Origin of the sequence: Bacillus thuringiensis (assembly GCF_022095615.2) — a bacterium.
Classification (GTDB): Bacteria; Bacillota; Bacilli; order Bacillales; family Bacillaceae_G; genus Bacillus_A; species Bacillus_A cereus_AG.
In genome coordinates this window covers 2,983,883-3,007,349 of record NZ_CP155559.1, presented here as the reverse complement: position 1 = coordinate 3,007,349, position 23,467 = coordinate 2,983,883, and the positions used below count along the sequence as shown (strand labels likewise).

The following is a 23,467-nucleotide window of genomic DNA, read 5'->3' as shown; positions in this document are numbered from 1 at the left end:
GGAGGAAATAAACATGAATTTGATTCCTTATGTCGTTGAACAAACCAATCGAGGGGAACGTTCGTATGATATTTACTCTCGATTATTAAAGGACCGCATTATAATGCTTACCGGTGAAATTACAGATGAATTGGCAAACGGTGTCGTTGCACAGCTACTATTTTTAGATGCAGATGATCCGGAGAGAGATATTAGCATTTATATAAATTCTCCTGGGGGATCTATTACAGCTGGGATGGCGATATTTGATACGATGCAACTTATAAAAGCTGATGTTAGTACATTATGCGTTGGAATGGCAGCTTCTATGGGAGCATTTTTACTCGCTGGAGGAGAAAAGGGGAAACGTTTTGCTTTGCCGAATGCGGAAGTGATGATTCATCAACCTCTTGGCGGAGCAAGAGGGCAAGCGACTGATATTGAAATTAGTGCAAAACGAATTTTGCATATGAGAGAACGTCTGAATCAAATATTATCAGAACGAACAGGGCAGACTGTGGAATCACTGCAACGTGATACAGAGCGTGACAACTTTATGACCGCTGAGAATGCGCTGAATTATGGATTGATTGATAAAATACTGGTACGCCAGTCATAAGGAGTGCAGAAATATGGATAATGAAACGAAGAGTGTTTATTCTGTAGAGTACGAAATGGCTGAAGTTGTATTTTATAAAAAAGTTGTAGCAACGAGTTTTGATAATGCGAAAAGTCAAATCCGTCAGCAATACCCTGATGTGCATATCCGCGCGGTTTCGATTTTAGATGATTTAAAAGACGTATAAGTTGACAAAAAAACTTATTTATGCTATAATTTACCAATATAAAAATAATGTGTATAATAGGGTTCTCCTGGCCAGGGGAACCCTATTTTTGTTGTGAAAATGAAGGAGTGTATGTGCGTGAAAAAAGGTGAATCAAGTGTAACGTCGTTAGTATCAGCTTTCAGCAGGGCATATCATAGTGAATTTGATCAGCCTAAAATCTTTGATGATTATGTAGCTAAAGATTTTATTCCACAAAAAGAACGTAATGATATTGAAACGAATATGGTCCAAGGAATCCACTTTTTCAATACAGACATCGCACAGCAGTTTCAAGACAATCCACAAGAAATATTAAAATGGATTACACAAGTGCAATTAGCACCAACACCTTTAGCACGTGCGGCATATTGTGAAAGAGTATTACTACATGAAATTACATTAGGCGCAAAACAATACGTCATACTCGGTGCGGGCTTAGATACGTTCAGTTTTAGACACCGAGAATTAGAAAATAAAATAGAAGTATTTGAAGTGGATCATCCTTCTACGCAAGCATTTAAAATACAAAGAGTGAAAGAAGCAGAGTATGAGGTTCCAAGCAACCTTCATTTTGTTTCGATGGATTTCACTAAAGATTTCTCGAAGCAAAAATTAGTAAATGAAGGATTTGAAAATAAAAAGACGTTCTTTAGTCTGTTAGGTGTTTCGTACTATTTAACGAAAGAGGAACTTGCTAGTTTAATAGAATGTTTATTCGAGATGGTTCCAGATGGGAGTTCTATCGTTTTTGATTATCCGGATGAAAACTTATTTACGGAAAAAGGGTTGTCTAACCGAGTTGAAAATATGGTAAAAATGGCAGCGGTAGGCGGAGAACCGATGAAGTCATGTTATTCTTATCGCGAAATGGAAGCATTGTTAGAGAAGTCGGGTTTACTCATTTATGAGCATTTATCACCAGAGGACATAAATACATTATATTTTGAAGGAAGAAATGATTATTTGGAAGCTTTTGAGACGGTGCAGTATATGCATGCGGTGAAGAAGTAGATAATTAGCATAGTGAATTTTCAAGGGAAACAATTGGGAGTTCTTAAGAAAGAAGAGATTTTGTCTTTTTATTGTATACACGAATCAGTTTACTTTAATAGGTAGATTCAAATAAACTATGATATGATTAGCATTGGATTTCTTAATAAGGGGGTTTTTAAATGACGCCAGAACAAATTGTTAGAAATTTTTTTGAAGAAGTACGTTCAGGGAATAATCCTGACTACTCAAATCAATTTATGGCAGAAAAAGTATTGGCACATCAAATTGTATCTGAAGAAGAACAAACAGTTTGTAGAACACCTGAAGATTATGCTGAACATGTAAGAGAGATGATTGAAGTATACGGTAATTTTTCTTTAGAAATTCAAGAATTTTTAGTAAAAGGAAGTAAAGTATATGTACGTTGGAAACAAGTAGGTATGCATGTAGGAGAAATCGATGGATATGAACCTACAGGACTTCCAATCATTCAAATAGCAAGTGCAGTATACAGAGTAGAAGATGGAAAAATTGCAGAGTATTGGATTCAAATTGATAGGTCAGGAATTCAAAACCAATTAGAGCGCAATAAAAATATGCAGTAGTTAATTTTTAAAGCTATAAGTAGGCATGGGGAGAAATCTCTGTGTCTCTTTTTTTAGGGGAAATAAGGAAATGAGATGTAGTGCTGGGAAGTAGTAAGTATATCGTTATTGGAAGGGGAATTCGATGGTTTAAAGAATATGTAGTATGAATATAAAAGATTAAGTAGCAATGATTAAGGAGAATATAATGTACACAATTGGACAAGTTGCTAATCTATTTCTTTGTTAAAAATTTTCTTGCAGGGCCATTAGGAGAAGAATTAGGGTGGAGAGGTTTCGCTCAAATTGAGCTCCAAAAGAAGCATTCGCCATTAAAAGCTTCAATAATCATTGGATTTTGGTGGGGGATGTGGCACCTACCTATTTGGTTTACTACAGGATTTGTTGGGATAGACCTAATTAAATATATTCTATTTTTTATGATCTCTATCATATCTATAAAAATCGTCATGACTGCATTTTACAACTTAAATCAGAATTTAATGATCCCAATCATCATCCATCAATTTTTTAATTTCTTTATTGGTATTATAAACGGAAACTTAATCGATCTAATCATGTATAATGCGATTTTTTATTTAGTAGTAGCAGTTTTTCTCATTGTTATAAATCCAAAGAAAGTTCTGTATGGAAGGGAAAATACAGACATTATTAATGGAAAGTTTCATGGAGTATAGTAATTTAATTACTGTTTTGTGGAAACAAAACTATCATTTTATACCAGATACACAAGCTGTAGGACCGAGGTAACAATGACAATTCAAGATGAAATTGTGTCTAATAATTCTCTAAAATGGATGCAGGGATCTTTTGTATTGAAGACTTCAGTTTATCGGCATTAGGCTTCTAAATACGATTCGACGTTTACAACGTTATAAGATGAAGTTACTAAAAGAATAAATTAGATGGAGTATGGTGAAAGGTGAAAAAAATTCTTGCTATATGTATCCTATTTGTCAGTTTACTTGTAGTTGGTATCGTATTTGTGGATATAAAAAAGACGGTGACGCAGTCGGATGTCTCCAAAAAGGAAAAAAATTCTACGCTTAAGGAAATCAACAATCCTATTATTTTAGAAGACAACTTTCAATCTGGACTAGAAAAATGGAAGATAGCGATCAACGACCCGGAAAGCCGTATGAACCTAGATACTGATACAATCTCGCGGCGTGTACATATAGTAGATGCGCCTGGCATGACGGGTAATTACAAAGCAGTGCAGTTCGTTGTTCCGCATTCTCAAGGACAATTCCGTTCAGAAATTGCACAACCATACGAAGAAGGATTCCACGAACGTTGGTATACAGCACGGATTTATATCCCGCGGGACTGGGTGTTGGACAAGAGCAGTGGCAACGATATCGTTATGCAATGGCACGCCGTACTCGGCGGTGAGCGAGTGGATCGGGATTTTCCGGAATTGGCTATTGCGGTGGAAGGTGACAGATGGAATATGCAACGAGCATTTGGTTCTCCTGCGAATATAGGGCGCGATTTTAAGACATTGGATGAACTGGTGCAAAAAGGAGTTTGGTCTTCTTGGGTAATCTATGCAAAGTGGTCAGCAGGAAGTGACGGATTACTACGAATATGGAAAGATGGAAAAATTGTATGGGAAGTGCAAGGTCCTAATGCCTATGCTACACGTGCGCGTACGCCTTACCTCAAGGTAGGGCTTTACCACCCGCAGTGGAAACCGAAGTATGGCGAACCAAAACCTGGTCTTGTAAAAGAACGGAAGGTTTTCATTACCGATGTAAAGATTGGAAGCGAAGAAGCGACTTATCAGGATATGATGACAAAAAGTGATTTATTAAAAAAGGAAAAATAGATATCCAGAATAAGTGGTAGCTCCTCATCGGTGACTTCTCTATTATTTATCAAAGATTATCGATATCTTTAATAACGAAACGATTTGTTATGTCATCAGTGAATCACAAACAATGACATTAGCACTGAATTAGAAGTTTTTGAAAAAGCACATGATGCACATACAGTGAAGAAGTAGAGGATTAGATTAGTAGGCATAGGGAGAAATCTATATGTCTTTTTTTTATCCCGCATTAACGGGCAGTAAGACCCCCATCTCAAAATTCAACGGAAGCAAAGAAGTTAGGTGGGGGATCAACTGCCCGTAAAAGCCCGATTGGTTCAACTGATAGTCAGTGGAGGATGAACAAAACCTCCACTGATTAAAGTTTAACTTTATATGGATTTTTAATTGTAAGAAATAATTTACAATTTGTAAAAAATAAATTACAATTATCTAAAGAGGTGTTGCTATTGTTGCATAATAAAATTGTAGTTTGTCGAGCAGAAAAAGGTTGGACCCAAGAAGAACTGGCAACAAGAGTGGGAGTTAGTCGTCAAACTATCGCTACTCTTGAAAAGAATAAATATAACCCTTCTCTAATTCTTGCCTTTAAAATCGCAAATGTATTTGAAAAGCCGTTAACCGACGTATTTGATTATCTAGAGGAGTGATACATATGTTTTTGTTAAAAATTTTGTTATTTGGTTTAATAGTGATAAGTAAGATGTATGTAATAAAATTTCAATCAAGTGATGAAGCAAATGACGAAAGAGGAAGAGAAATTCTATATAAAACAAATAATGCTTTGTACAATATTCTATATTTAGGTATCCTTGCCATTATTGTTTTACAATTAATTGATATTATTCCTTTGAAATTTCTACCTGATTTGTTGTTATATTTTGCACTTTCATTAAGTGTGTTAGGCAGTATTTTTATATTTATCAACAGAAACAGTAAAAATTACTAATACGAGTTAAGTGTTTAATCTTGTTCTGTTAGTTAATTGAACAAAATTTTTTTTAGTAAGCTACATAAAATAATCAATCTTTTTCATGAAAATTTAAGGAAGCCAAAAGAACCCACACATTTTAATCAAAATGTGTGGGTTCTTCTTTTTATAAAATGAATATTTGTAGTGTGGAATATATCCAATTGATTAACCGAACTAGTATTTTAGGGGGATTAACTGAAACCATAAATATAACTTCATGTCTATCTTGTTGATGAATTTCATTGTCCTCGGATAAAAAATTAGTAAACCCTTTAAGTATGTAATACTTTGGTTTTTATTACAATTTTGTAAGGTTAAGTAATGAAAATCGATAGAACGGGATATTGGAATGGGATACTCTGATTGATGGGTAGAATATTCTGAAAAAAGGGGTAGGACAAATGAAGAATAGACAAAAAGCATCGATAATATGCAAAAGTATTTTATGTTTAATTATTTGTATATTGATTACAAATGAAGTGCGGTTTATGAAAGTGGTGAGAGCAGAATCGGGCACGTTTACTGATAGAAGTATAGAGGATTTCAAAAAAAAGATGGATAAACAGGTACCAAAATGGCAGGGGAAATATGAGGTACCAGGGGTTGCAATAGGAATTGTACATGAGGGGCGTATTGCTTATACACTTAACTATGGTTATGTAGATAAAAAGACAAAAAAAGCGGTGAGTGATGATACTTTGTTTCAGGCTGGTTCCATATCTAAAAGTCTTACAGCATGGGGAATCTTGCATCTTGTAGATGAAGGGCGTTTATTACTAGATGATCCCGTTGGAAAATATCTGACCAAATGGAAATTACCTAATTCAGAGTTTAATAATAATGAAGTCACGATAAGAAGACTGTTAAGTCATACAGCAGGGCTGTCTGCACATAAAGGATACCTTGGAGTTGTACCAGGAAAACATCTTGATTCTATCGAGGAGTCTTTGTCTGGAAAAGGATGGCTTAATGAAGCAGTGGAGGTTACCAATAAACCAGGTTCAGAAACAATTTACTCTGGTGGCGGATATACAATTTTACAACTTGTAATTGAAGAGGTTACCGGAATACCGTTTAATCGTTATATGGAAGAACAAATTATGAAACCTTTAGGAATGAAATCAAGCTCATTCTCGCAACGTCCTGAAAATCTTAATCTTTCGAAAGTCTATGGATATTTTGGAGAGGAGCTCCCTAGTTACCAATTTACCGAACAGGCTGCTGCAGGTTTCAAGACAAATGTTACCGATATGATGACATTGATACTTGCAAGCATGGATGCAAATACTAAAGGGAATGGTGTTATCAAAAGTGAACGTGTTGAGGAAATGCAAAAGCCGATATTAGGGGAGAATGGTTTAGGTATATTTGAAAAAAAACTATCTAATCAATGGAAATTACTTTATCATTCTGGTGACAACCGAGGTTGGCATTCTTTTTATGGTTTCATTCCTAATACAAAGGATGGATTGGTAATTCTTACAAATGGTGAAGGTGGTATAGACTTACGACAAGATATTTACCACGCATGGATTGAATATGAAATGGGAAAATTACCTGAAAGTTACTTCGCTCTAGCTGAGCAGAGAAAAAATAACTCCATTACATCAATTGTGATTGGAGCCGCACTTAGTATGTACTTGCTGCTGTTTGTTTTTAGAGTGTACAAAGGTAGAAGAACTTTCATTTTTAAGCAAGAGAAGAAATCTTACATCGGATTAGTAGTTAGGACATTTTTACTTATTATTACTGCTATTCTCGTTTTTTGTGCTGCCTATTTGTGGAGAGTGTTTAGTTTGAATTCTGGTAATACAATAAATTTTATTCTAATAATGGCATGGATTATAACGCTATTAATTAGTGGATTTTTCCCGAAAATTAAAAGTAATAAAAAACAACGTATGAAACTAAGAGATTTAACATCAAAATTTACAATTATGTAATGTTAAAAGCTAGAAAGCTAGATTGGCGTGAATCGCTAATTGGGGAGTGCAAAAAACAACAAAATCTCTTAAAAAACACTTAATTTTTTACTCCATCAATCTTTACAATCACTCCCTATAATATGAATTGGACAAGCACCTAAGAGAAAGCAGAATATGTCAGTTTGTACATTTTATGATTAGGGGGAGAATTTGTATGAAAAAGGTAGTTGCTTCATTAGCTTTTATGGCGGCGTTATTACCGACATTTTCAGCACATGCGGAAGGGAAAGAGCAAGTCCGAAAGTCAGCTACAACTTTTAATGTTATTAGTGATATTCAAGGGGATTTAGGGGATTTTGATCATGTGTTAAAAGATATGAACAAAGTGATGCCACTTTCTAGAGCGCTTATTTTGAATGGGGATATAACATCAACTGGACAGCAGTCACAATATGATGATGTTAAGCGTGTATTAAACAAAAATAAGGTCCCGGAAAATGTATGGTCAACAGTTGGAAATCATGAATTTTATGCTGGTAAATGGACGGCTGATGGGAAACTTTCTCAAAATACATGGCCAAATGGTGTAACTGAGGAAACTTTATTTAACCGCTATCTGAAATTTAGTGGACAAGAAAAGGTATATCATAAAAAAGAATTAGACGGTTATCCGCTTCTATTTTTAGGAACTGAAAAATATATGAAATACCACGATTCAAAAATGTGGGACGAAGTATATATGAGTGATGAGCAACTAGGTTGGTTAAAACAAAATTTAGAAGAGTACAGCCAAAAAGATAAAAATAAACCAATTTTCATTTTCTCTCATCACATTTTACCTGATACTGTGTCTGGATCAAGACAATCACCATATTTACAAGACTATTTAAACGTTGATAAATTGTACGATATATTAAAAGACTATCCGCAGGTCGTTTTCTTTACGAGTCATACGCATTGGGATTTAAACTTACCGGACTGGGCTGGTAAAAAGAAGATTGCAGGTGGAGATGAAAAAGGATTTACAGTTGTAAATACGGGCGGAATTGAAACGGGCTGGATGTCAGCTGGACCAAATGGCGGAGAGAAAACTGCTCCGGATGGATATTCATTTAAACAAGGACTACAAATAAAAGCATACGGTAACGATGTAATCGTAACAGCTTACGATTATAAACGTGATAAAGATATTAAAAAATTATTAATTAGCGATTCGAAAGTTGCACAAATGGCACCAAATGTTACAGCAGATGACAGTAAAAACGTAATCGTCGGTGCAACAGAATACATGGAGTATTCTATAGAAGGAACGAATGAGTGGCATACGTATAATCCAGGGAATCCTCCGAAATTTGATGGGGACAAAATTGTATACGTACGCCATAAAGGCGAAATGAATTTACAGCCGGGATTAACGCAGCTACTTCGTTTTTCGGTAAATAAGTAATTGGAAAGGGCCAACTTTTTAATAAGTGGTCCTTTTCGGTTTTGCCGGTAAGTCGATATATTTGAAAAATCGCTCGTATAAATTTCATGTACCGAATTGAAGTGATAAAAGCGTAAATGCAATTTCATGTACTAAATTCCAATACATTTTTACCCCAGAAAGATGACTTCATCATTTTTACATGCAATAATAGTATCGTTACATACATTGTGAAAGAAGTACAAAAGGAGCGTTATTTATGAATTTAGCTAAATTCCCGAGAAAAAAATATACAGAATCATATACACCGATTGAAAAATTAAACAATTTTTCTGAAGTAATTGGTGGGCCAACTATTTATTTTAAACGAGATGATTTACTTGGTTTAACAGCTGGTGGCAATAAGACGAGAAAGTTAGAGTTTCTAGTTGCGGATGCACAGGAAAAAGGTGCAGATACGTTAATTACAGCTGGTGGTATTCAGTCCAATCATTGCCGCTTAACACTTGCAGCTGCGGTAAAAGAAAAAATGAAGTGTATCCTTGTGTTAGAAGAAGGACTTGAGCCAGAAGAGAAGCGAGACTTTAACGGAAACTATTTCTTATATCATTTACTAGGTGCTGAAAATGTAATTGTCGTACCAAACGGAGCAGATCTTATGGAAGAGATGCATAAAGTTGCGAAAGAAGTAAGTGAGAAAGGTAATACACCATATGTAATACCAGTTGGTGGATCAAATCCTACTGGTGCAATGGGATACGTTGCTTGTGCGCAAGAAATTATGGCACAATCATTCGATCAAGGAATTGATTTCAGCTCAGTTGTTTGCGTAAGTGGTAGCGCAGGTATGCACGCTGGTTTAATTACTGGCTTTGCTGGAACACAAAGTAATATCCCTGTAATCGGAATCAACGTAAGTAGAGGAAAAGCAGAGCAAGAAGAGAAAGTAGCAAAACTTGTAGAGGAAACGTCAGCTCACGTTGGTATTCCGAATTTTATCTCGCGCGAAGCTGTGACATGCTTTGATGAATATGTAGGACCAGGTTACGCGTTACCAACGCCAGAAATGGTGGAAGCAGTTCAATTACTTGCGAAAACAGAAGGTATTTTACTGGATCCAGTGTATACAGGTAAAGCAGTAGCGGGGCTAATCGACTTAATTAAAAAAGGTACATTTAATAAAGAAGACAACATTTTATTCGTACATTCAGGTGGTTCACCAGCTTTATATGCGAATACATCTTTATTTGCGTAAGTGTAAAAAAGCATTGGGTATCCAATGCTTTTTTGTTATATACTGGAACTAATAAGGGTGAGAGGGGGAAGTATATGAGTTTAAATGTAAAATGGATTATATACACGATACTCAGCATTTCTATTTTACTAATTTTATTTGTAGCTTATGGAGTTTATTTATATTTCAATTAAGTGAAATAATAACCAAACCAAAGGAAAAATAAAATAATTGCAGTGTTAAATAGAGTAAAACATAAACCGATAATGGCTAAAATTTTCTTCTCAGATCGGCTACAAAAAGAGATGACCGCTAATAGGATTGCTATAAAAGCGGAAGCTAATATGAAGTAGGCGAAAGGCACGACATATGCTACTCCAACTCGGTCTAAAATAGGTGTGAAGAGAAAGAGATTAATAGTAACGAATATACTTACAATGAGAAACGTATAACTTTTCCAAGTGTATGTTTGTAACTGCATGGAACGATACTCCTTTCTCTTTATTATTTATATTTTTAAGTTTAAATTAATTACCTTTATTTTACAAATTAAAATATTTTGTATTGAAAAGAGGGTATTAATATGAAATTTAGAAATTGGTCTCTAGTTATTATTAGTATCTGTATATTCATAATAACCGGCTGTTCAAATAGACTAGGAAATGAAGATCAAAGAATCGAAGTACAAAATTATACTGCTGATGATGAATATGAAGATTTTAAGGTAGTGACAGATAATAATGAAGTGTTGCAAGTAAAGAAAATATTAAAGGATACTACTTTTGAGAATAAAAAAGTGGAAATGTCTCGTCCAGCGGATTATCACTTTATTTTTCAATTTAAAAATCCGAAAATAGAGGCGAAAGCTGTGTTGTATCAAATTTGGGTAAGCACGAATAAGGAGAAATTGGAAATTAAGGCGGGGGATAATCGGTACGCTCAATTAGAGGGAAAACATGCAGCCACTTTGTTTCAGATCGTTACAGGGGAGAGTTTAGCTGAATAAACATATATAGAGTTATAGGAATTCAGTTCGTATTTTGCATTTTGAGAGATACTTAGTTTTCAACAAACATAGTTATCTTTTTATATTGGAATAAATATTGAGAATCGGATAAAATGGAAATTGGACATTGAATCGATGAGCATGAGGTTCTACGCTTATAAGCGGATTCATGGACCTTAAGGTGTGCATGAATCTGCCAATGAATAATAAAATTAGGAAATATATTGTTTTTACAAAGATTCGATGTTATGTTTAATTTTCTTAATATAATATTTCCCTTATATAGGAGTGGCTATTTGAAGAAGTTAATATTATTAGTTTTATTGGCTACATGCTGCCTCACCATTGCAGGATGTTCTAATAATAGGATTATAACAAAGGATGAGTCTAAAACTTCAACACCTGTAAAGATTGAACGGATCAATAAAGCGTGGTACAAACATATATAATAGTTTAAAGAATCTTGAAATTGTTGATGATAAAGATTATAAGGTGAAATTAGTTAGGCCGATAGTAAATGTTGTGAAACATGGTGGAAAGCAGGGAGCATGATTTGCATTTAAATGTATATAATATGCGACATTAAAATATTCACAAAAAAGAGTCTACATGTAGTCCTTTTTTTGTGGATATTTTTCATAAATAATAAACACCCTATGGTGCCTTTCTCTGATTTGAACTATCCGAAAAGTATTTTATCAAGTTAAGTAGTATCGTTCTTCAAAATTTGGCGAATACGAGGGGCACGTAATAGCTCGATTGTTGTGATCCTTTTTCACTTTATCTATCATCTTTATATATCTTACTATTAAAAAATCTGACTTTAATCGATTAAATGAGATAAAAACTGGTTAAAAAGAATGAAATTTTAGGGAAAATAAGGTACACTATTCAATGGTTTTGGTTTAAAATCGATTGACGTTAATGTATACGGGGGAAAGATTGATGAATAACAATACTGTAAATGAATCAGTTGAAGAAGTTGAGAAAAAACGGGTAAGATCAAAAAAGCGTTTTACAAATTGGAAACTTATCGCAGCGGGTGGCGGTGTAATTGCACTTCTTATTGGGGGAATGAGTTATTATCAGGCAACTCACTTCAATTCAAATGTTACGATTAATGATACAAAAGTCGGTGGTTTGAGCGCTGATCAGGCAATACAGAAATTAAAAACATCTGGATTAGCAAACAAAGTCTATATTGATCAACAGCAAATTTTAGATGAACAAGAGACAAAGACGGAACTGACGGAAAAAGATTTGCCACAAGTTAAGAAACTATTAAAAAGCCAGTGGACATTTTTCCCTTCTTCAAAGGAAAAAGATTACTCATTGCTACCAGAAAAGGCAGAACAGTATCGTAGTGAAACGATGAAAAAACTTGTAGAAGAAAAGCTTGTCTCTATGAATGAAAAATTAAAGGCGCCTCAAGATGCTATGGCGAAGCTTGAACAAGGAAAAGTTGTTATTTCGAAGAGCGTTGATGGAAAACAATATGACGTTACGAGTCTACTAAAAGATTACGACAAACAGAAGCATAAAAGCGAAATTCATCTAAAGTCTGCATACATACAGCCTATTAAAGAAGACGATCCGATTATCAAAAAAGAAGAGAAAGCATTACAGAATCTTCTTGGGCAGTCTGTTGATTATAAAGTGCAAAATGAAGTCTATTCATTAAAAGCGAAAGATTTCATTCAAAATGCCTCTATGTCAAAGGATATGAAAGTGACAATCGATGCGAGCGATATTAAGAATAAGATTGTTGAAATTAATAAGGCTAAATCTACATTACATAAAGACTTCGCATTTAAAACACATTCTGGTTCGGTCATATCAGTAAAAGGACAAGGATACGGCTGGGCACTAGATATTGAAAAAGAAACAAAACAAGTTCAAGAAGCCTTTGAGAAAGGTGAAAAATCGCTTTCTGCTTCTAATATTCACGGAAATGGTTGGGAGAAGGAAGGTATCGGCTATGAAACAACATCGAATAATGGCATCGGAGATACATATGCGGAAGTTTCCATTGCAGATCAACAAATTTGGATTTATAAAGATGGAAAATTAGTCGTCACAACAAATGTAGTAACGGGTAAACATAGCACGGCTGAAGATACATCTCCAGGTGTATGGTACGTTCTATACAAACGAACTCCATACACGCTGAGAGGCAGCGCAGTAGGTAAAGCTGATTATGCAGTTAAAGTAGATTACTGGGTTCCATTCACAAATAGCGGTCAAGGATTCCACGATGCTGGCTGGCGAAAAGATTGGGCAAATAATGCTTATTTAACAGGGGGATCAGGCGGGTGTGTGAACCTTCTTCCTAACGTTGCAAAAACTGTATATGATAGTTTGAACACGAATGATCCAGTTATTGTGTACTAGAAAATAGGTACGTATTGAGAAATAAATAAAGCAGGGAATTTTATTTGATGGTACATGAAAAAACACCTCTTGAATTCGCATACGAAGTATGTAAATTTAATGGAGGTGTTTTTTTGTTTGAAGACAAGGGTTCATTGTTTATAAGAAATAAAGTGGAAAGAGATTGAGATGATAGGTATTCAAATAGTCAATAAAATTGACACTGAATATCATTTTCATTTATTATGGAATCGTCGCATGTAATTGTATATGATTTTCATGGGAAAGTTTACTAATATAATAGATTTTTATTAAGGTGTCTCATTTAAGAATTTAAAAGTAGGAAAGGGTAATATAAAAATGAACTGGAAAAAAGGCGGATTATGGATTATTATTTTTTTCATTGTAAAAGGTACAATTTCTACACTTTTAATCGTTACAGGTGCTAAATATTTTGATTTGTCATTTATGCAGATTCTCGTACTAATACTGATTTTATTACTGATTTCTCTCATAAGTCGAAAATTGCTGCATAGACATAAACAAAACAAAAAGCAAAAAGAGCTAAATATATAATGAAGCCCCAGAGACCTTTCGATTTCTGGGGTTTTATTTCGATATTTTTTTCCATAGGCATATCAACTTAACAGAACAGGTTGTCCAAAATGATAAAATCGATGCTGTTTATAATGCGTCGGTTACTTTTATATAAGGATTGAAGAGAGCTTTTGAATCAATCTTTATTCTGAAGCTACAGACACTCATAAATTATTTCCGTTTTTCAATTGGTAGTTTAAATGTAAAAGTACTGCCTTCTCCTAGTTCACTTTCAACGGTAATTTCTCCTCCGTGTAGTTCGACAATCCATTTTACCATCGACAATCCTAAACCTGTGTTTCCGATGTTTGAAGATGTTCGTGCTGCGTCAACTCGATAGAATCGGTCCCATATTTTAGTAATATGTTGCTCGCTGATGCCTATGCCATTATCGGAGACTTTACCTATTATGTTGGTTTCATCTCCGAACAATTGCACATGTACAGTTCCGTTCGCTTTACTATAAGCAATCGCATTCGTTAGTAAATTCATTAATAAACGCATCATCAATGTTTGATCTGCTTTCATAAACAGGTCTTCCTCTATATTAGTTGTTATATCAATCGAAGCTTCTTGAACCATTAATGAAAGCTCTTCTACAACGATTTCCGTTAATTCACTCATATTGATACATTCAAACTGAAGAGTATTATGCTTTCCTTGATCAGCTCTTGCTAATAATAAGAGTTGTGAGATTAGCGCGGACATTTTACGTGATTGCTTTAAAATTACTTCTAACGATTCTTCCATTTCTTTCGGATTATTTCTCTGCAATAAAGCGTATTCGCATTGCGAAATAATAACAGATGTTGGTGTTCTTAATTCATGAGATGCGTCAGATGTAAATTGTTTTTCACTTTCAAATGATGTTTCCAATCGCTCAAACATTTTGTCAAAGGTTTGTGCTAAATGATACATTTCGTCTTTTGGTGAACCGTGTAAATTAATTCTCTTGGAAAGGTCTTTACCATCACCAATTTTACTGGCTGAATCACTCATTTGTTGCACAGGTCGAAACGCTCTTTGCGTAATAAAATATCCTCCCACTGCGGCAATGAGAATAAGTAATGGGAATGAGATAAGTGTTACGACAATAAACGTATTCATCGTTGAGGATAATTGGCTCATCGTCATTATTCCACGAATCCAGACTTGCTCATCGCCGCCTGCATTATGGAGAAAATCATATACAATCCATTCTTTATTATCGTCTGTAATGGTTTGTATTTCATCGGATTTAAGCGATATCTTTTTATTAAAGCTTGTTGGACTATTTCCTGCCAGCAGCTCACCTTGTTTATTATAAATGATGATATTTACTCCATCTTCTAAGGTTTTAAAATCATCGTCCATTTTTAATTGTCCATGCTTATATTCGATATCTTCCATGCTTTCTTTTACTGTGTTCTTTAATTGAACTTTCATATTAAAAAGCAAAACTTTATCTGAAGAAGTTAAAATAAAAGCTAACACGAGTGCCATAATAATTACAATTAGCCCTGTATACCACAGGGTTACTCTCATTTTGATGGATAGTCTTTTCATGATTCCACTCGCAATACGTAACCAGTTCCTCGTACTGTATGAATTAACTTCGTTTCAAACTGGCTATCAATTTTTTTACGAAGATAGCGGATATAAACATCAATAATATTCGAGCCACCTTCATAGTCGTAATTCCACGCATGTTGCTCAATTTTATCTCGTGTCAACACAACTTCCTTATTACGAATCATATATTCTAAAATAGCAAATTCTTTACTGGAAAGAGTGATAACCTGATCTCCTCTTGTTACCTTATGCATATTACAATCTACCACTAGGTCAGCGATTTCAAACACATTAGATGTGTTTCCTGATTTTCTTCGCATTAACACTCGCATTCTTGCTAACAGTTCGTCAAAAGCAAATGGCTTTACTAAATAATCGTCCGCACCTAAGTCGAGTCCTGTTACACGATCATCAATTGTATCTTTAGCTGTAAGAAGCAAGACAGGAGTTGTATTATTGTCCGCGCGTAATCTTTGTAATACTTGTAAACCATCTATTCCGGGAATCATAATGTCAAGCACAATCAAATCGTAGGTAGCCATGTTTATATAATTCAAGGCATCTTCTCCATTCCCACATGCATCGACACTATAATGTTCTGTATTTAATCGTTTTACCAATATATTTTGTAAGTCTTGTTCATCTTCGACAATAAGAACTCGCATTAACATTCTCCTTTTTTCCTTATTTATATGTATCACTATAATTCCAAAACATTAAAGAAAGATTAGAAACGATTTAATTATATCATTTTATTTTTTTGTACATTAATCTTCCTTTAATGTTTGTTCAGTAATATAAAGGCAAGGATAAGGTGCACATGTAGAGGGAGGAAAACAGAATGAGAAAGTGGATGTTGATTGGAGCAATGTCTTGTCTATTCTTAACAGCTTGTTCTACTCAAGCTGATAACAATACAGAAGTACAACAACTGAAAGTGGAAAATGATACATTGCAAAAAGAAAGTGCTCAACTACAACAAGAACCACACAAAACAGGGCCTGCTACGAATGATACGAAGCAAATGCAAGATTTCAAAAACGAAGTCACATTTATCGTTGAAAAGGCAAATAACACGAAACCAGTTGGAGCAAAAGAAGAAAACTTAAATACGTACTTAGCAGCAAAAAAAGAAATTGATCAATTAGATGACAAGATAGATCTATCTGATAACCAGCTAGAAGCAGATTATCACGCTGGAACGATAACTGTTGAACAATATGAAATGCAAGAAAGAGAACACGATATACTGGAAGATCAATTAGAGCAAGCAGAAAATGCACTTGAAGCAAGATTTGGAATAGATGATTAATCATGAAGGAGTGGATGAAAATGTTAAAACATAAAAAGAAAATAATTATAAGTGTAATTGCTATTTTAGTAAGTGGTATTGCTATTGTTGGTGGATATTATGGTATGGGTTACAATTATGCGAAAAAGAATGAAAACTACACAGAGAAACAAGTTCGTGAAATTTCTTTAGCTCATACAAATGGAGAAATTATTAATGTGAAAAAAGAATTCGAATTAGAAGATGACAACTTAGCACAATCAAAATTTGAATATGAAGTGGAAATCAAGACGCCTGATAATCTGTTAAATATTTTAAAGGTTAGTGCTAGAACAGGTACAATAGAAATCAATCATGAAGATTAAAAAATATCGCATATTTGAAAAAACTCCTAACAAAATTTGTTAGGAGTTTTTTCATGTTTATACGCTACTATTTTAAAAGGAGGACCGTTATATCACCATCAAGCTAACAAAATACCACCAATACGCTATTCTTTCTGAATAATCATAGGAAAGTATCGGTCCAATCCAAGTGTATATTTGTGACGAGTTGAATTCAAATTTGACCTTAGATTCAGTGATTTTTCTTTTTCTCCAATCGTGCAAATTTGATTACGTATAATTACATAACAACTTGTCATTGTAACTTTGATATCTTGCTGTTACATTCCAAAATGCGTACAACAGCGTGCTTTCAAGGTTATACTGACGCTGGAGGTGATTCAAAGTGACATACGATTGGTTTATAAACGAATGCGCAGTATTTTTCGGAAGTTGATCTTTTCATTAGCCAGAAAGCTTTTGAGTCCTAATAGTAAACATCAATTCTTCATTTTGAAACTAAAATCGCTTTTATATTAGATTTCGAATTTTATGTGGTACAGACATTAGTTGAAAGATAGGTTTTGCCTGTTCTTGTTTATATCAAAAACTTGATAATTTATAAAAATGGATTTAACGGGGGGATATTATGAAAGACAGCAAACATTTTAATTTTCATAAGCTTTGGCTAGGGCAGTCTATAAGTTTGTTAGGTACTCAGTTTACAATAGTAGCTTTGCCACTTTTTGCATTAGAGGTGTTACAAACAAGTGAAGCAAATGCTGCTATGCTTCGTGGTGTTATATTCGTCCCGTACCTAATTTTCGGATTAGTAGCCGGTGCTTTAATAGACATTTTTCATAGGAAAAATGTCTTGCTAATTTGTAGTATATGTCAAGGAGTATTGTTTTTATCAGTATCCATACTGACTGTAACAAATATTATAACGTTCCCCTTATTGGTATTTATCATGTTTTTAAATGGAATATTCACCACGTTTTACAACATCGCTATTCCTTCTTTCTTACCGGAAATAGTAACAGATAAAGACAACTTAAAAAAAGGAAATGCTCAACTAGCACTTTCGGAATCTATTTCTATAGTAATTGGTCCTATGCTAGTTGGATTAACAGGCTCATTTACTTTTCATAAAGAAAAGACACCCTAAGGTGCCTTCCTCCGACTTGAACCACGTTCATTTAGTGTAAACACATCCTATAAAACAGAATCGTCTATATACATCAGATTGTTAGTTTACAAAATACAAGAGATTTGAGATCAGTATTAGAGTGACGCCACATCTTCTGTAATGATTGATATGTTACGCCTTTCAAAAGAATCTGCTTTATAGAATGTATCCACAATTTATATTTTACTACATTTAATATTTATTTGGTGTATTTTATGTAACTATGTATAATTGCATAAAGTTTTGAAAAAACGAGAGTATAATTTGGTATTGTGTCATAAAAATAAAGCTCACCTACGGTTATAGGTGAGCCTTATTTTTATGACTATCTCATTGCACAAAAGGGAATTTGTATTAACATAATAGCATATTCTTGGTGTTCTTATATTGAGAAAAAAGAAAAGACACCCAAAGGTGCCTTTTCCAATAGTTTTTTAGCAGAAGCAAGAAGCTCCAACGATGATTAATAAAATAAATAATACAACTAATAAAGCGAAGCCTCCAGCAAAACCGCCGCCGCAACTACCGCAGCTACCACCGTAACTCATATTAATCTCTCCTTTTAGTAAGAGGCGAAAAAATGAGGTCACTCATGTATTTTAATGGATTCAAATTACTTTATGTTTTTATGGATTAATTGAGCAGGTCCTTTTGAAAATAGTTTTTATATCGAAAGTAGAGGATTAATTATCCTGCATGTCAATCAATATGCTAAATTGCATATCTAAAAAAGTAGAATTTGTTAACGTTTTCAAAATAAGGAATATTCTTATAAATTTCTGTTAATATCAAACTTGTACTTATTATAAAACAAGGGGATGTTTATATGTTAAAAAAAGTTACATTGGGGATATCATCATTAGCGGTGGCAACGGTAGTTGGGTTAGGAATGGCATCGGAGGCATCAGCAGGGCCAGCAGCACCTCTAACTTCTTTAAGTGTAGTAAAAGTGGAATCACAATTGGGTGGAGTTGAATACATTACCCCTAATAGTTTTAGTACAACTAAAGATCATGGGGGAAGTTACTTATATGTTTACACAAAAGAAATAGGGTATGGACAGTTTCCTTTTGCCAAAATGAATGGATTTGATGTGAAGAATATTGGTTCACAAATAATTGGTGGTAATCCTATTGTAGGTTGGGAATATAAATGGGACGCATCAAATCATCAAGAAGGGACTTTTGAATATCAAAAGACTTCAATAAACTATCCAAGAGATACGTGGCGCACTTCGTTATATATTAAATAATTAGTTTTCTATATTCGTAGCATGAAAATCCCTTCACAATGTGTGGGGATTTTTTCATAAAAAAAGACGCCATAAGGCGCCGTCCTTTTAGGTAGATAAGATTTAGTTTTCCAATCTAAAGAAATTTTGTATCAGCTCTTTGTGAGTATATCATAATATCTGATGGATTTATTATGCATTGTTACATATTCTTTTCCCCCCTCTATTTTTCGTTTGATAAAATATAATCATAATATTACCAAAAATTAAATAAATATTTCTACATATTCAAAACATTTACATAATTTACAAAAATGATACAGTTGAATTGTAAGCTATAAAAACTATTAAAGGGGGATTTATTATGTTCAAGAAATTAGTAGTAGGAGTATTAGCAACTGGTATTGCATTAACAGGAGGAATTGGGGCAGCTTCAGCTGATACGCAAAAAGCTGTGAGCTCTCCGAAGCAAGCAACATGTTCAATTCCTTATGAGTATTCTAATGGTAAATTCAAAAGAACTCTTTATTACTCAAATGGAGTATATGCTAATAGTTTTAATGAAAATGTTTGTGGCGGGACGATTACGTGGTATTTAAAACATGTTCAAAATGGAGTTGCTTTTTACGAAGGTAATTTAAAATAGTAGATTTTTTGAACCTCGTTTATTGAGGTTCTTTTATTTTTGGTTTTCAAATTGATTCTCCATAAAAAAAAGACATCCTAAGGTGCCTTTCTCCGACTTAAACCACTTTAATTTTAATAATATGTATTGGAATCCCATCCAAATATTATTTTACCATGTTAAGTAATATTTTGGTACCGCCAGTATTTCAGAAAAAACCACGCTAAGTAAAATTGAAGTGAACCCGAATAGTGGTACATGAAAAAAACACCTCCTGAATTCGCATACTAAGTATGCAAATTCAACGGAGGTGTTTTTCATTTGAAAGAAAGAGTACATTACCCAGAAGAAATAAAGTGGAAAGTAATTGAGATGAAAAAGGATGGTTATTCAAATCGTACCATGGGGGGATTTTTAACACAATTATAGCCCGGAATTGCGGGGGAGGGAAAACACATCTCGCTTATGCTATCGCAGATCAGCTTGCAGGGGCAGGGAAGTCAGTTGTTTTCGTCACAGTGGGTGAGTTGCTACGGAAAATCAAAAGTACGTTCAGTAAAGACTCTACATTAACTGAAGGTGCAATTATAAGAGGATTAGTAAGGGCGGAAGTATTAATAGTTGATGATTTAGGAGCGGAGTTAGGCGCATTAGATGCCAATACAAAAGCAACAAACTTCATTAATAGGGTGTTATTCGATGTTTTCGATGGTAGGGTAAGGTTAAATCTACTATTTTCACGACAAACCTAACAGGAAAGCGTTTAGACGAGGTATACGATGAACGGATTGTATCTCGGATTTTAAATAATTTTTAGAACGATCACTTTCAAAGAAACAAAGGATTACAGAAGAAAGGCATTGCCATGTTAAAAGGGGGAAATCGAAATGTGTGCATGTAATGGAACGGGTATGTATCAGTTTGGGACATGCGTTTGTAAAGCAGCAAATCAAACACCTGAAGAAGTGGATAGAAAGCGTCATGCTGTTATGGCGGAACTAAGAGAAATTCATCAATTACAACTGGAGGGGAAATGGGATGCCAAGACTTGGAACGGATTTGGAGAAGGAAAATTACACAATGGCGTTGCAGCAGAGAAAGTACATGAAGAAATCGCGTCATAACTTATATATCGCTCTAGAAGAATTGGATCTGGTGTTTGATGAAAGCGAAGTAATTCGATTAAAAGAAATGTGAAAGGAAGACACCAATTAGAAATTGCAGCATTGATTATGGATCAGGCCGATAAGAATAAAATTAAATCTCGTCCAATGGGGTTAGAGGCATGAAACAACTAACACTGGAGGATGTAATCGGAAGTTTTAATTATACGGCAACAAATACAGCGGAAAAGTTCTTGAAGCGTAATAGCGTTATGACGTACTCAATAGAGTTTTATGACAAAGACGAGAAATGGAAGCTTCGTTGGTTTGAAGCGAAGTCCGAGAGGGAAGCTATAGAAATGGCTAAAAAGAAATACGGAAAGATACAAATCATTACTACTTATATTTCGGATAGAACCTTAGCAGAGATTATGAATTTAGATCAGGAGACATAACGCTATGACGGGTGGTCAAATCGGCTAAATCTAGGTAATTATTTGATGATTCTGATAGTCTTATAAAAGCGTTATCTAAAAAAAAAGACCTCTTACGGAAAGATAAGAGGTCATCCAAAAGATGTTGTATTTGAAACACGTGATGTTTCATAAATGTATTATAACATAATTTATATATTACGTATAACTAATGTATGTATAAAATTGTGAAAAGAATAAAATTTTATAAAATAGTAATTTGAAACTGTTCATGAAAAAAGAGCACTATCGAAAGTGCTCTTAGAAAATCTAGTTTATATTCTGTTTTGAGCTACGATTTTAATATTCTCTGGTGGAATGATATCTTGAATTTTTTCTTTTAAATCTACGTGGACCATTTCTTCAAGATGCTCAAGTGAAACTTCATAGTTTATGCATTCCGCAGTTGAGATGTTTAATAAAGAATAATTTTCATTTTTTTTTACAACAAGATATTGTGATTGATCTGTAATTACAATACATCCTTGTTGAATGCCTAATTTACGATTATCTTCAAAAGTCATAAATATATCTCCTAACACTTTTCTGATAGGAATTGTACTACAGAAAAATGTTAGTGTCTAGTTAGTTTTATGTAAGAAATACAGTCAAACAAAAGCGTTATTTTATAGCAATGTGAAAAGAGCACACAGCAAATGTGTACTCATAACAATCTAAATTATTTTAAGGACCATGATATATCATCAAGGGCTTTATAAATATAACTATACATGCGGTAAAAGAGATACCTTGGATTGTATTTTTGTTTCCATTTCATAAAACTCACCTCTCATACAAATAGTTTAATTACATTATACAGTTATTAATTTGAATGTTAAGAAAACTTGGTGTGAATTAAGGTAAATTTAAACAAAATAGTTAATTTGTAAAAAGCAGTTAGCTTTCGCTAACTGCTCCACTCCCAACTGGAGTTCTAGTTATGTAATTTAGATGAAGATACTACCTACTAGGATTAAGGCTCCTAGCAAAATTAGAGAATCAACTAAAATCAAGAACTGGTTTTTCTGTGGCTTTTTCAATTCCTTTATCAAACTAAAAACTGCACTCATTCCGAAACAAATATATAACAAAATCATTATTGTTACTGACATAATTAACACTCCTAATATATCGATAACTTAATTATATAACGAAAAACATGTACATGTCATTTTCTAACAAAATCCTTATTTAAAATGAAAAAAGCCCTAGAGGACTAGGACTAAGATTGAAGTATCATCTTTAAAGTGAAAGTAAAAAGAACGATATGAGGTTAGTTTAATGCGAATCTTTAAATCAGGAAATAACGATATTAATAGGATAGTTAATTTAAATAAAAAAAGAGCCCTGCATAAGGGATGCAGAGCTTCATAAGGTAGAGTTATGTCGTACTCACAACGGATTTTAACATGAATGTTGTGGTAAACATACTGGTAAATGTATCTAATTTATTTAGAGCTGCTATTTTATAAAAAAAGAGAAGTCCTTAATCAGGTCGCTTCTCTTAATGCCAATATACAATAACTCTTCAATTATAATGTATGGGCGTAAAATATTTAATAATTATCTTCATGGTAAAACTTTCATTTTGTCATAAATAAAAAGGCAGTTATTTCCGCAACCACCTTTTTAAAAAACAGAGCAACTTTTTCAGAAATAAGATATGAATGATTTCTGAAAAGGTTATAGGATATAATCCAATTTTTATAATTCAAGTGACGAGCTTAATTCATAAGAAAGGAATGACTATATTATATGAAAACTTGTCTAACGGGGTTACATATAAAAGAGCAGCTAGCAAAAGCTAACTGCTCCATACAAGGAGATACAGAGAAAACTAAATTGATTTTGGCATACAGCCTATCAACATTATGGACATAATATTGGGTTTTATTCGAAGGAATGTATGTTT

The 23,467-nt window shown here is 33.8% G+C and carries 24 protein-coding genes and 4 pseudogenes; 23 read left to right on the top strand and 5 right to left on the bottom strand.

What is annotated here, in order from left to right; translation table 11 throughout:
* The first annotated feature begins 13 nt into the window (after window positions 1-13).
* The 11 genes and pseudogenes from clpP (at window position 14) to KZZ19_RS15575 (ending at window position 9,817) form a co-directional block, all read left to right on the top strand.
* Window positions 14-598, top strand: coding sequence for an ATP-dependent Clp endopeptidase proteolytic subunit ClpP (gene clpP, locus KZZ19_RS15625; protein ID WP_237980890.1), 585 nt, complete (start codon window positions 14-16; stop codon window positions 596-598).
* A gap of 13 nt (window positions 599-611) precedes the next feature.
* Window positions 612-785 (top strand): hypothetical protein, encoded by a 174-nt coding sequence (locus tag KZZ19_RS15620; RefSeq protein WP_170930145.1) that lies wholly within the window; start codon window positions 612-614, stop codon window positions 783-785.
* Window positions 786-896: 111 nt separating this feature from the next.
* Window positions 897-1,817 (top strand): class I SAM-dependent methyltransferase, encoded by a 921-nt coding sequence (locus tag KZZ19_RS15615; RefSeq protein WP_237980891.1) that lies wholly within the window; start codon window positions 897-899, stop codon window positions 1,815-1,817.
* 161 nt (window positions 1,818-1,978) lie between these two features.
* Window positions 1,979-2,404 carry an ester cyclase gene (locus KZZ19_RS15610; RefSeq protein ID WP_237980892.1) on the top strand — a complete coding sequence of 142 codons (426 nt, stop codon included), beginning with the start codon at window positions 1,979-1,981 and terminating at the stop codon, window positions 2,402-2,404.
* A 206-nt stretch (window positions 2,405-2,610) separates the two neighbouring features.
* Window positions 2,611-3,081: pseudogene (locus KZZ19_RS15605) on the top strand (CPBP family intramembrane glutamic endopeptidase); the annotation flags it as partial.
* A gap of 245 nt (window positions 3,082-3,326) precedes the next feature.
* A complete protein-coding gene (locus KZZ19_RS15600; protein WP_237980893.1) occupies window positions 3,327-4,235 on the top strand; it encodes a polysaccharide lyase in 909 nt (302 codons plus the stop codon).
* Window positions 4,236-4,687: 452 nt separating this feature from the next.
* Window positions 4,688-4,888, top strand: a complete 201-nt coding sequence (locus tag KZZ19_RS15595) for a helix-turn-helix transcriptional regulator (protein WP_000903049.1) — start codon at window positions 4,688-4,690, stop codon at window positions 4,886-4,888.
* Window positions 4,889-4,893: 5 nt separating this feature from the next.
* Window positions 4,894-5,187: a hypothetical protein gene (locus KZZ19_RS15590; RefSeq protein ID WP_088096974.1), complete on the top strand. Its 294-nt coding sequence runs from the start codon at window positions 4,894-4,896 to the stop codon at window positions 5,185-5,187.
* Window positions 5,188-5,612: 425 nt separating this feature from the next.
* Window positions 5,613-7,154: a serine hydrolase domain-containing protein gene (locus KZZ19_RS15585; protein ID WP_237980894.1), complete on the top strand. Its 1,542-nt coding sequence runs from the start codon at window positions 5,613-5,615 to the stop codon at window positions 7,152-7,154.
* Window positions 7,155-7,350: 196 nt separating this feature from the next.
* A complete protein-coding gene (locus KZZ19_RS15580) occupies window positions 7,351-8,583 on the top strand; it encodes a DUF4073 domain-containing protein (protein ID WP_237980895.1) in 1,233 nt (410 codons plus the stop codon).
* Between the two features lie 238 nt (window positions 8,584-8,821).
* The gene (locus KZZ19_RS15575) at window positions 8,822-9,817 is read left to right on the top strand and encodes a D-cysteine desulfhydrase (protein ID WP_237980896.1); all 996 of its coding nucleotides are present in this window, start codon (window positions 8,822-8,824) and stop codon (window positions 9,815-9,817) included.
* Window positions 9,818-9,986: 169 nt separating this feature from the next.
* On the opposite strand, the gene KZZ19_RS15570 is transcribed toward KZZ19_RS15575, so the two are convergent.
* Window positions 9,987-10,277 (bottom strand): hypothetical protein, encoded by a 291-nt coding sequence (locus tag KZZ19_RS15570; RefSeq protein WP_237980897.1) that lies wholly within the window; start codon window positions 10,275-10,277, stop codon window positions 9,987-9,989.
* A 102-nt stretch (window positions 10,278-10,379) separates the two neighbouring features.
* Between KZZ19_RS15570 and KZZ19_RS15565 the strand changes: the two genes are divergently transcribed.
* From KZZ19_RS15565 to KZZ19_RS15555, 3 genes are all read left to right on the top strand, one after another.
* A complete protein-coding gene (locus tag KZZ19_RS15565; RefSeq protein ID WP_237980898.1) occupies window positions 10,380-10,802 on the top strand; it encodes a hypothetical protein in 423 nt (140 codons plus the stop codon).
* A 945-nt stretch (window positions 10,803-11,747) separates the two neighbouring features.
* Window positions 11,748-13,193: a L,D-transpeptidase family protein gene (locus KZZ19_RS15560; protein ID WP_088096968.1), complete on the top strand. Its 1,446-nt coding sequence runs from the start codon at window positions 11,748-11,750 to the stop codon at window positions 13,191-13,193.
* Window positions 13,194-13,532: 339 nt separating this feature from the next.
* Window positions 13,533-13,748, top strand: a complete 216-nt coding sequence (locus KZZ19_RS15555) for a hypothetical protein (protein WP_088096967.1) — start codon at window positions 13,533-13,535, stop codon at window positions 13,746-13,748.
* Between the two features lie 192 nt (window positions 13,749-13,940).
* Here KZZ19_RS15555 and KZZ19_RS15550 read toward each other — a convergent pair whose 3' ends face one another.
* Both KZZ19_RS15550 and KZZ19_RS15545 read right to left on the bottom strand, forming a co-directional pair.
* The gene (locus KZZ19_RS15550; RefSeq protein ID WP_088096966.1) at window positions 13,941-15,314 is read right to left on the bottom strand and encodes a sensor histidine kinase; all 1,374 of its coding nucleotides are present in this window, start codon (window positions 15,312-15,314) and stop codon (window positions 13,941-13,943) included.
* Complete coding sequence (locus tag KZZ19_RS15545; RefSeq protein ID WP_088096965.1) at window positions 15,311-15,985, bottom strand: response regulator transcription factor; 675 nt, start codon at window positions 15,983-15,985, stop codon at window positions 15,311-15,313. The genes KZZ19_RS15550 and KZZ19_RS15545 overlap by 4 nt, the downstream gene beginning before the upstream one ends.
* A gap of 176 nt (window positions 15,986-16,161) precedes the next feature.
* Between KZZ19_RS15545 and KZZ19_RS15540 the strand changes: the two genes are divergently transcribed.
* The 3 genes and pseudogenes from KZZ19_RS15540 to KZZ19_RS15530 all read left to right on the top strand — a co-directional run.
* Window positions 16,162-16,632 (top strand): hypothetical protein, encoded by a 471-nt coding sequence (locus KZZ19_RS15540; RefSeq protein WP_088096964.1) that lies wholly within the window; start codon window positions 16,162-16,164, stop codon window positions 16,630-16,632.
* Window positions 16,633-16,652: 20 nt separating this feature from the next.
* Window positions 16,653-16,976, top strand: a complete 324-nt coding sequence (locus KZZ19_RS15535; protein WP_088096963.1) for a PepSY domain-containing protein — start codon at window positions 16,653-16,655, stop codon at window positions 16,974-16,976.
* A gap of 607 nt (window positions 16,977-17,583) precedes the next feature.
* Window positions 17,584-18,078, top strand: a pseudogene (locus KZZ19_RS15530) (MFS transporter); the annotation flags it as partial.
* A 479-nt stretch (window positions 18,079-18,557) separates the two neighbouring features.
* Here the strand turns inward: KZZ19_RS15530 and KZZ19_RS15525 are convergent.
* Window positions 18,558-18,671: a YjcZ family sporulation protein gene (locus tag KZZ19_RS15525; RefSeq protein WP_237980899.1), complete on the bottom strand. Its 114-nt coding sequence runs from the start codon at window positions 18,669-18,671 to the stop codon at window positions 18,558-18,560.
* Between the two features lie 278 nt (window positions 18,672-18,949).
* Here KZZ19_RS15525 and KZZ19_RS15520 point away from each other — a divergent pair, with 278 nt between their 5' ends.
* The 6 genes and pseudogenes from KZZ19_RS15520 (at window position 18,950) to KZZ19_RS15495 (ending at window position 21,537) form a co-directional block, all read left to right on the top strand.
* Window positions 18,950-19,375 carry a DUF4879 domain-containing protein gene (locus KZZ19_RS15520; RefSeq protein WP_237980900.1) on the top strand — a complete coding sequence of 142 codons (426 nt, stop codon included), beginning with the start codon at window positions 18,950-18,952 and terminating at the stop codon, window positions 19,373-19,375.
* A 343-nt stretch (window positions 19,376-19,718) separates the two neighbouring features.
* Window positions 19,719-20,000 (top strand): LCI fold-containing protein, encoded by a 282-nt coding sequence (locus tag KZZ19_RS15515; protein WP_060629797.1) that lies wholly within the window; start codon window positions 19,719-19,721, stop codon window positions 19,998-20,000.
* 389 nt (window positions 20,001-20,389) lie between these two features.
* Window positions 20,390-20,851: pseudogene (locus KZZ19_RS15510) on the top strand (ATP-binding protein); the annotation flags it as partial.
* A 15-nt stretch (window positions 20,852-20,866) separates the two neighbouring features.
* A complete protein-coding gene (locus KZZ19_RS15505; RefSeq protein ID WP_088096960.1) occupies window positions 20,867-21,103 on the top strand; it encodes a hypothetical protein in 237 nt (78 codons plus the stop codon).
* A pseudogene (locus tag KZZ19_RS15500) lies at window positions 21,018-21,268 on the top strand (helix-turn-helix domain-containing protein). The gene KZZ19_RS15505 and the pseudogene KZZ19_RS15500 overlap by 86 nt, the downstream one beginning before the upstream one ends.
* The gene (locus tag KZZ19_RS15495; protein ID WP_088096959.1) at window positions 21,265-21,537 is read left to right on the top strand and encodes a hypothetical protein; all 273 of its coding nucleotides are present in this window, start codon (window positions 21,265-21,267) and stop codon (window positions 21,535-21,537) included. The pseudogene KZZ19_RS15500 and the gene KZZ19_RS15495 overlap by 4 nt, the downstream one beginning before the upstream one ends.
* Before the next feature lie 293 nt (window positions 21,538-21,830).
* On the opposite strand, the gene KZZ19_RS15490 is transcribed toward KZZ19_RS15495, so the two are convergent.
* Entirely contained in the window at window positions 21,831-22,079 is a 249-nt protein-coding gene (locus KZZ19_RS15490) for a hypothetical protein (RefSeq protein ID WP_088096958.1), read from the bottom strand.
* Between the last annotated feature and the right edge of the window lie 1,388 nt (window positions 22,080-23,467).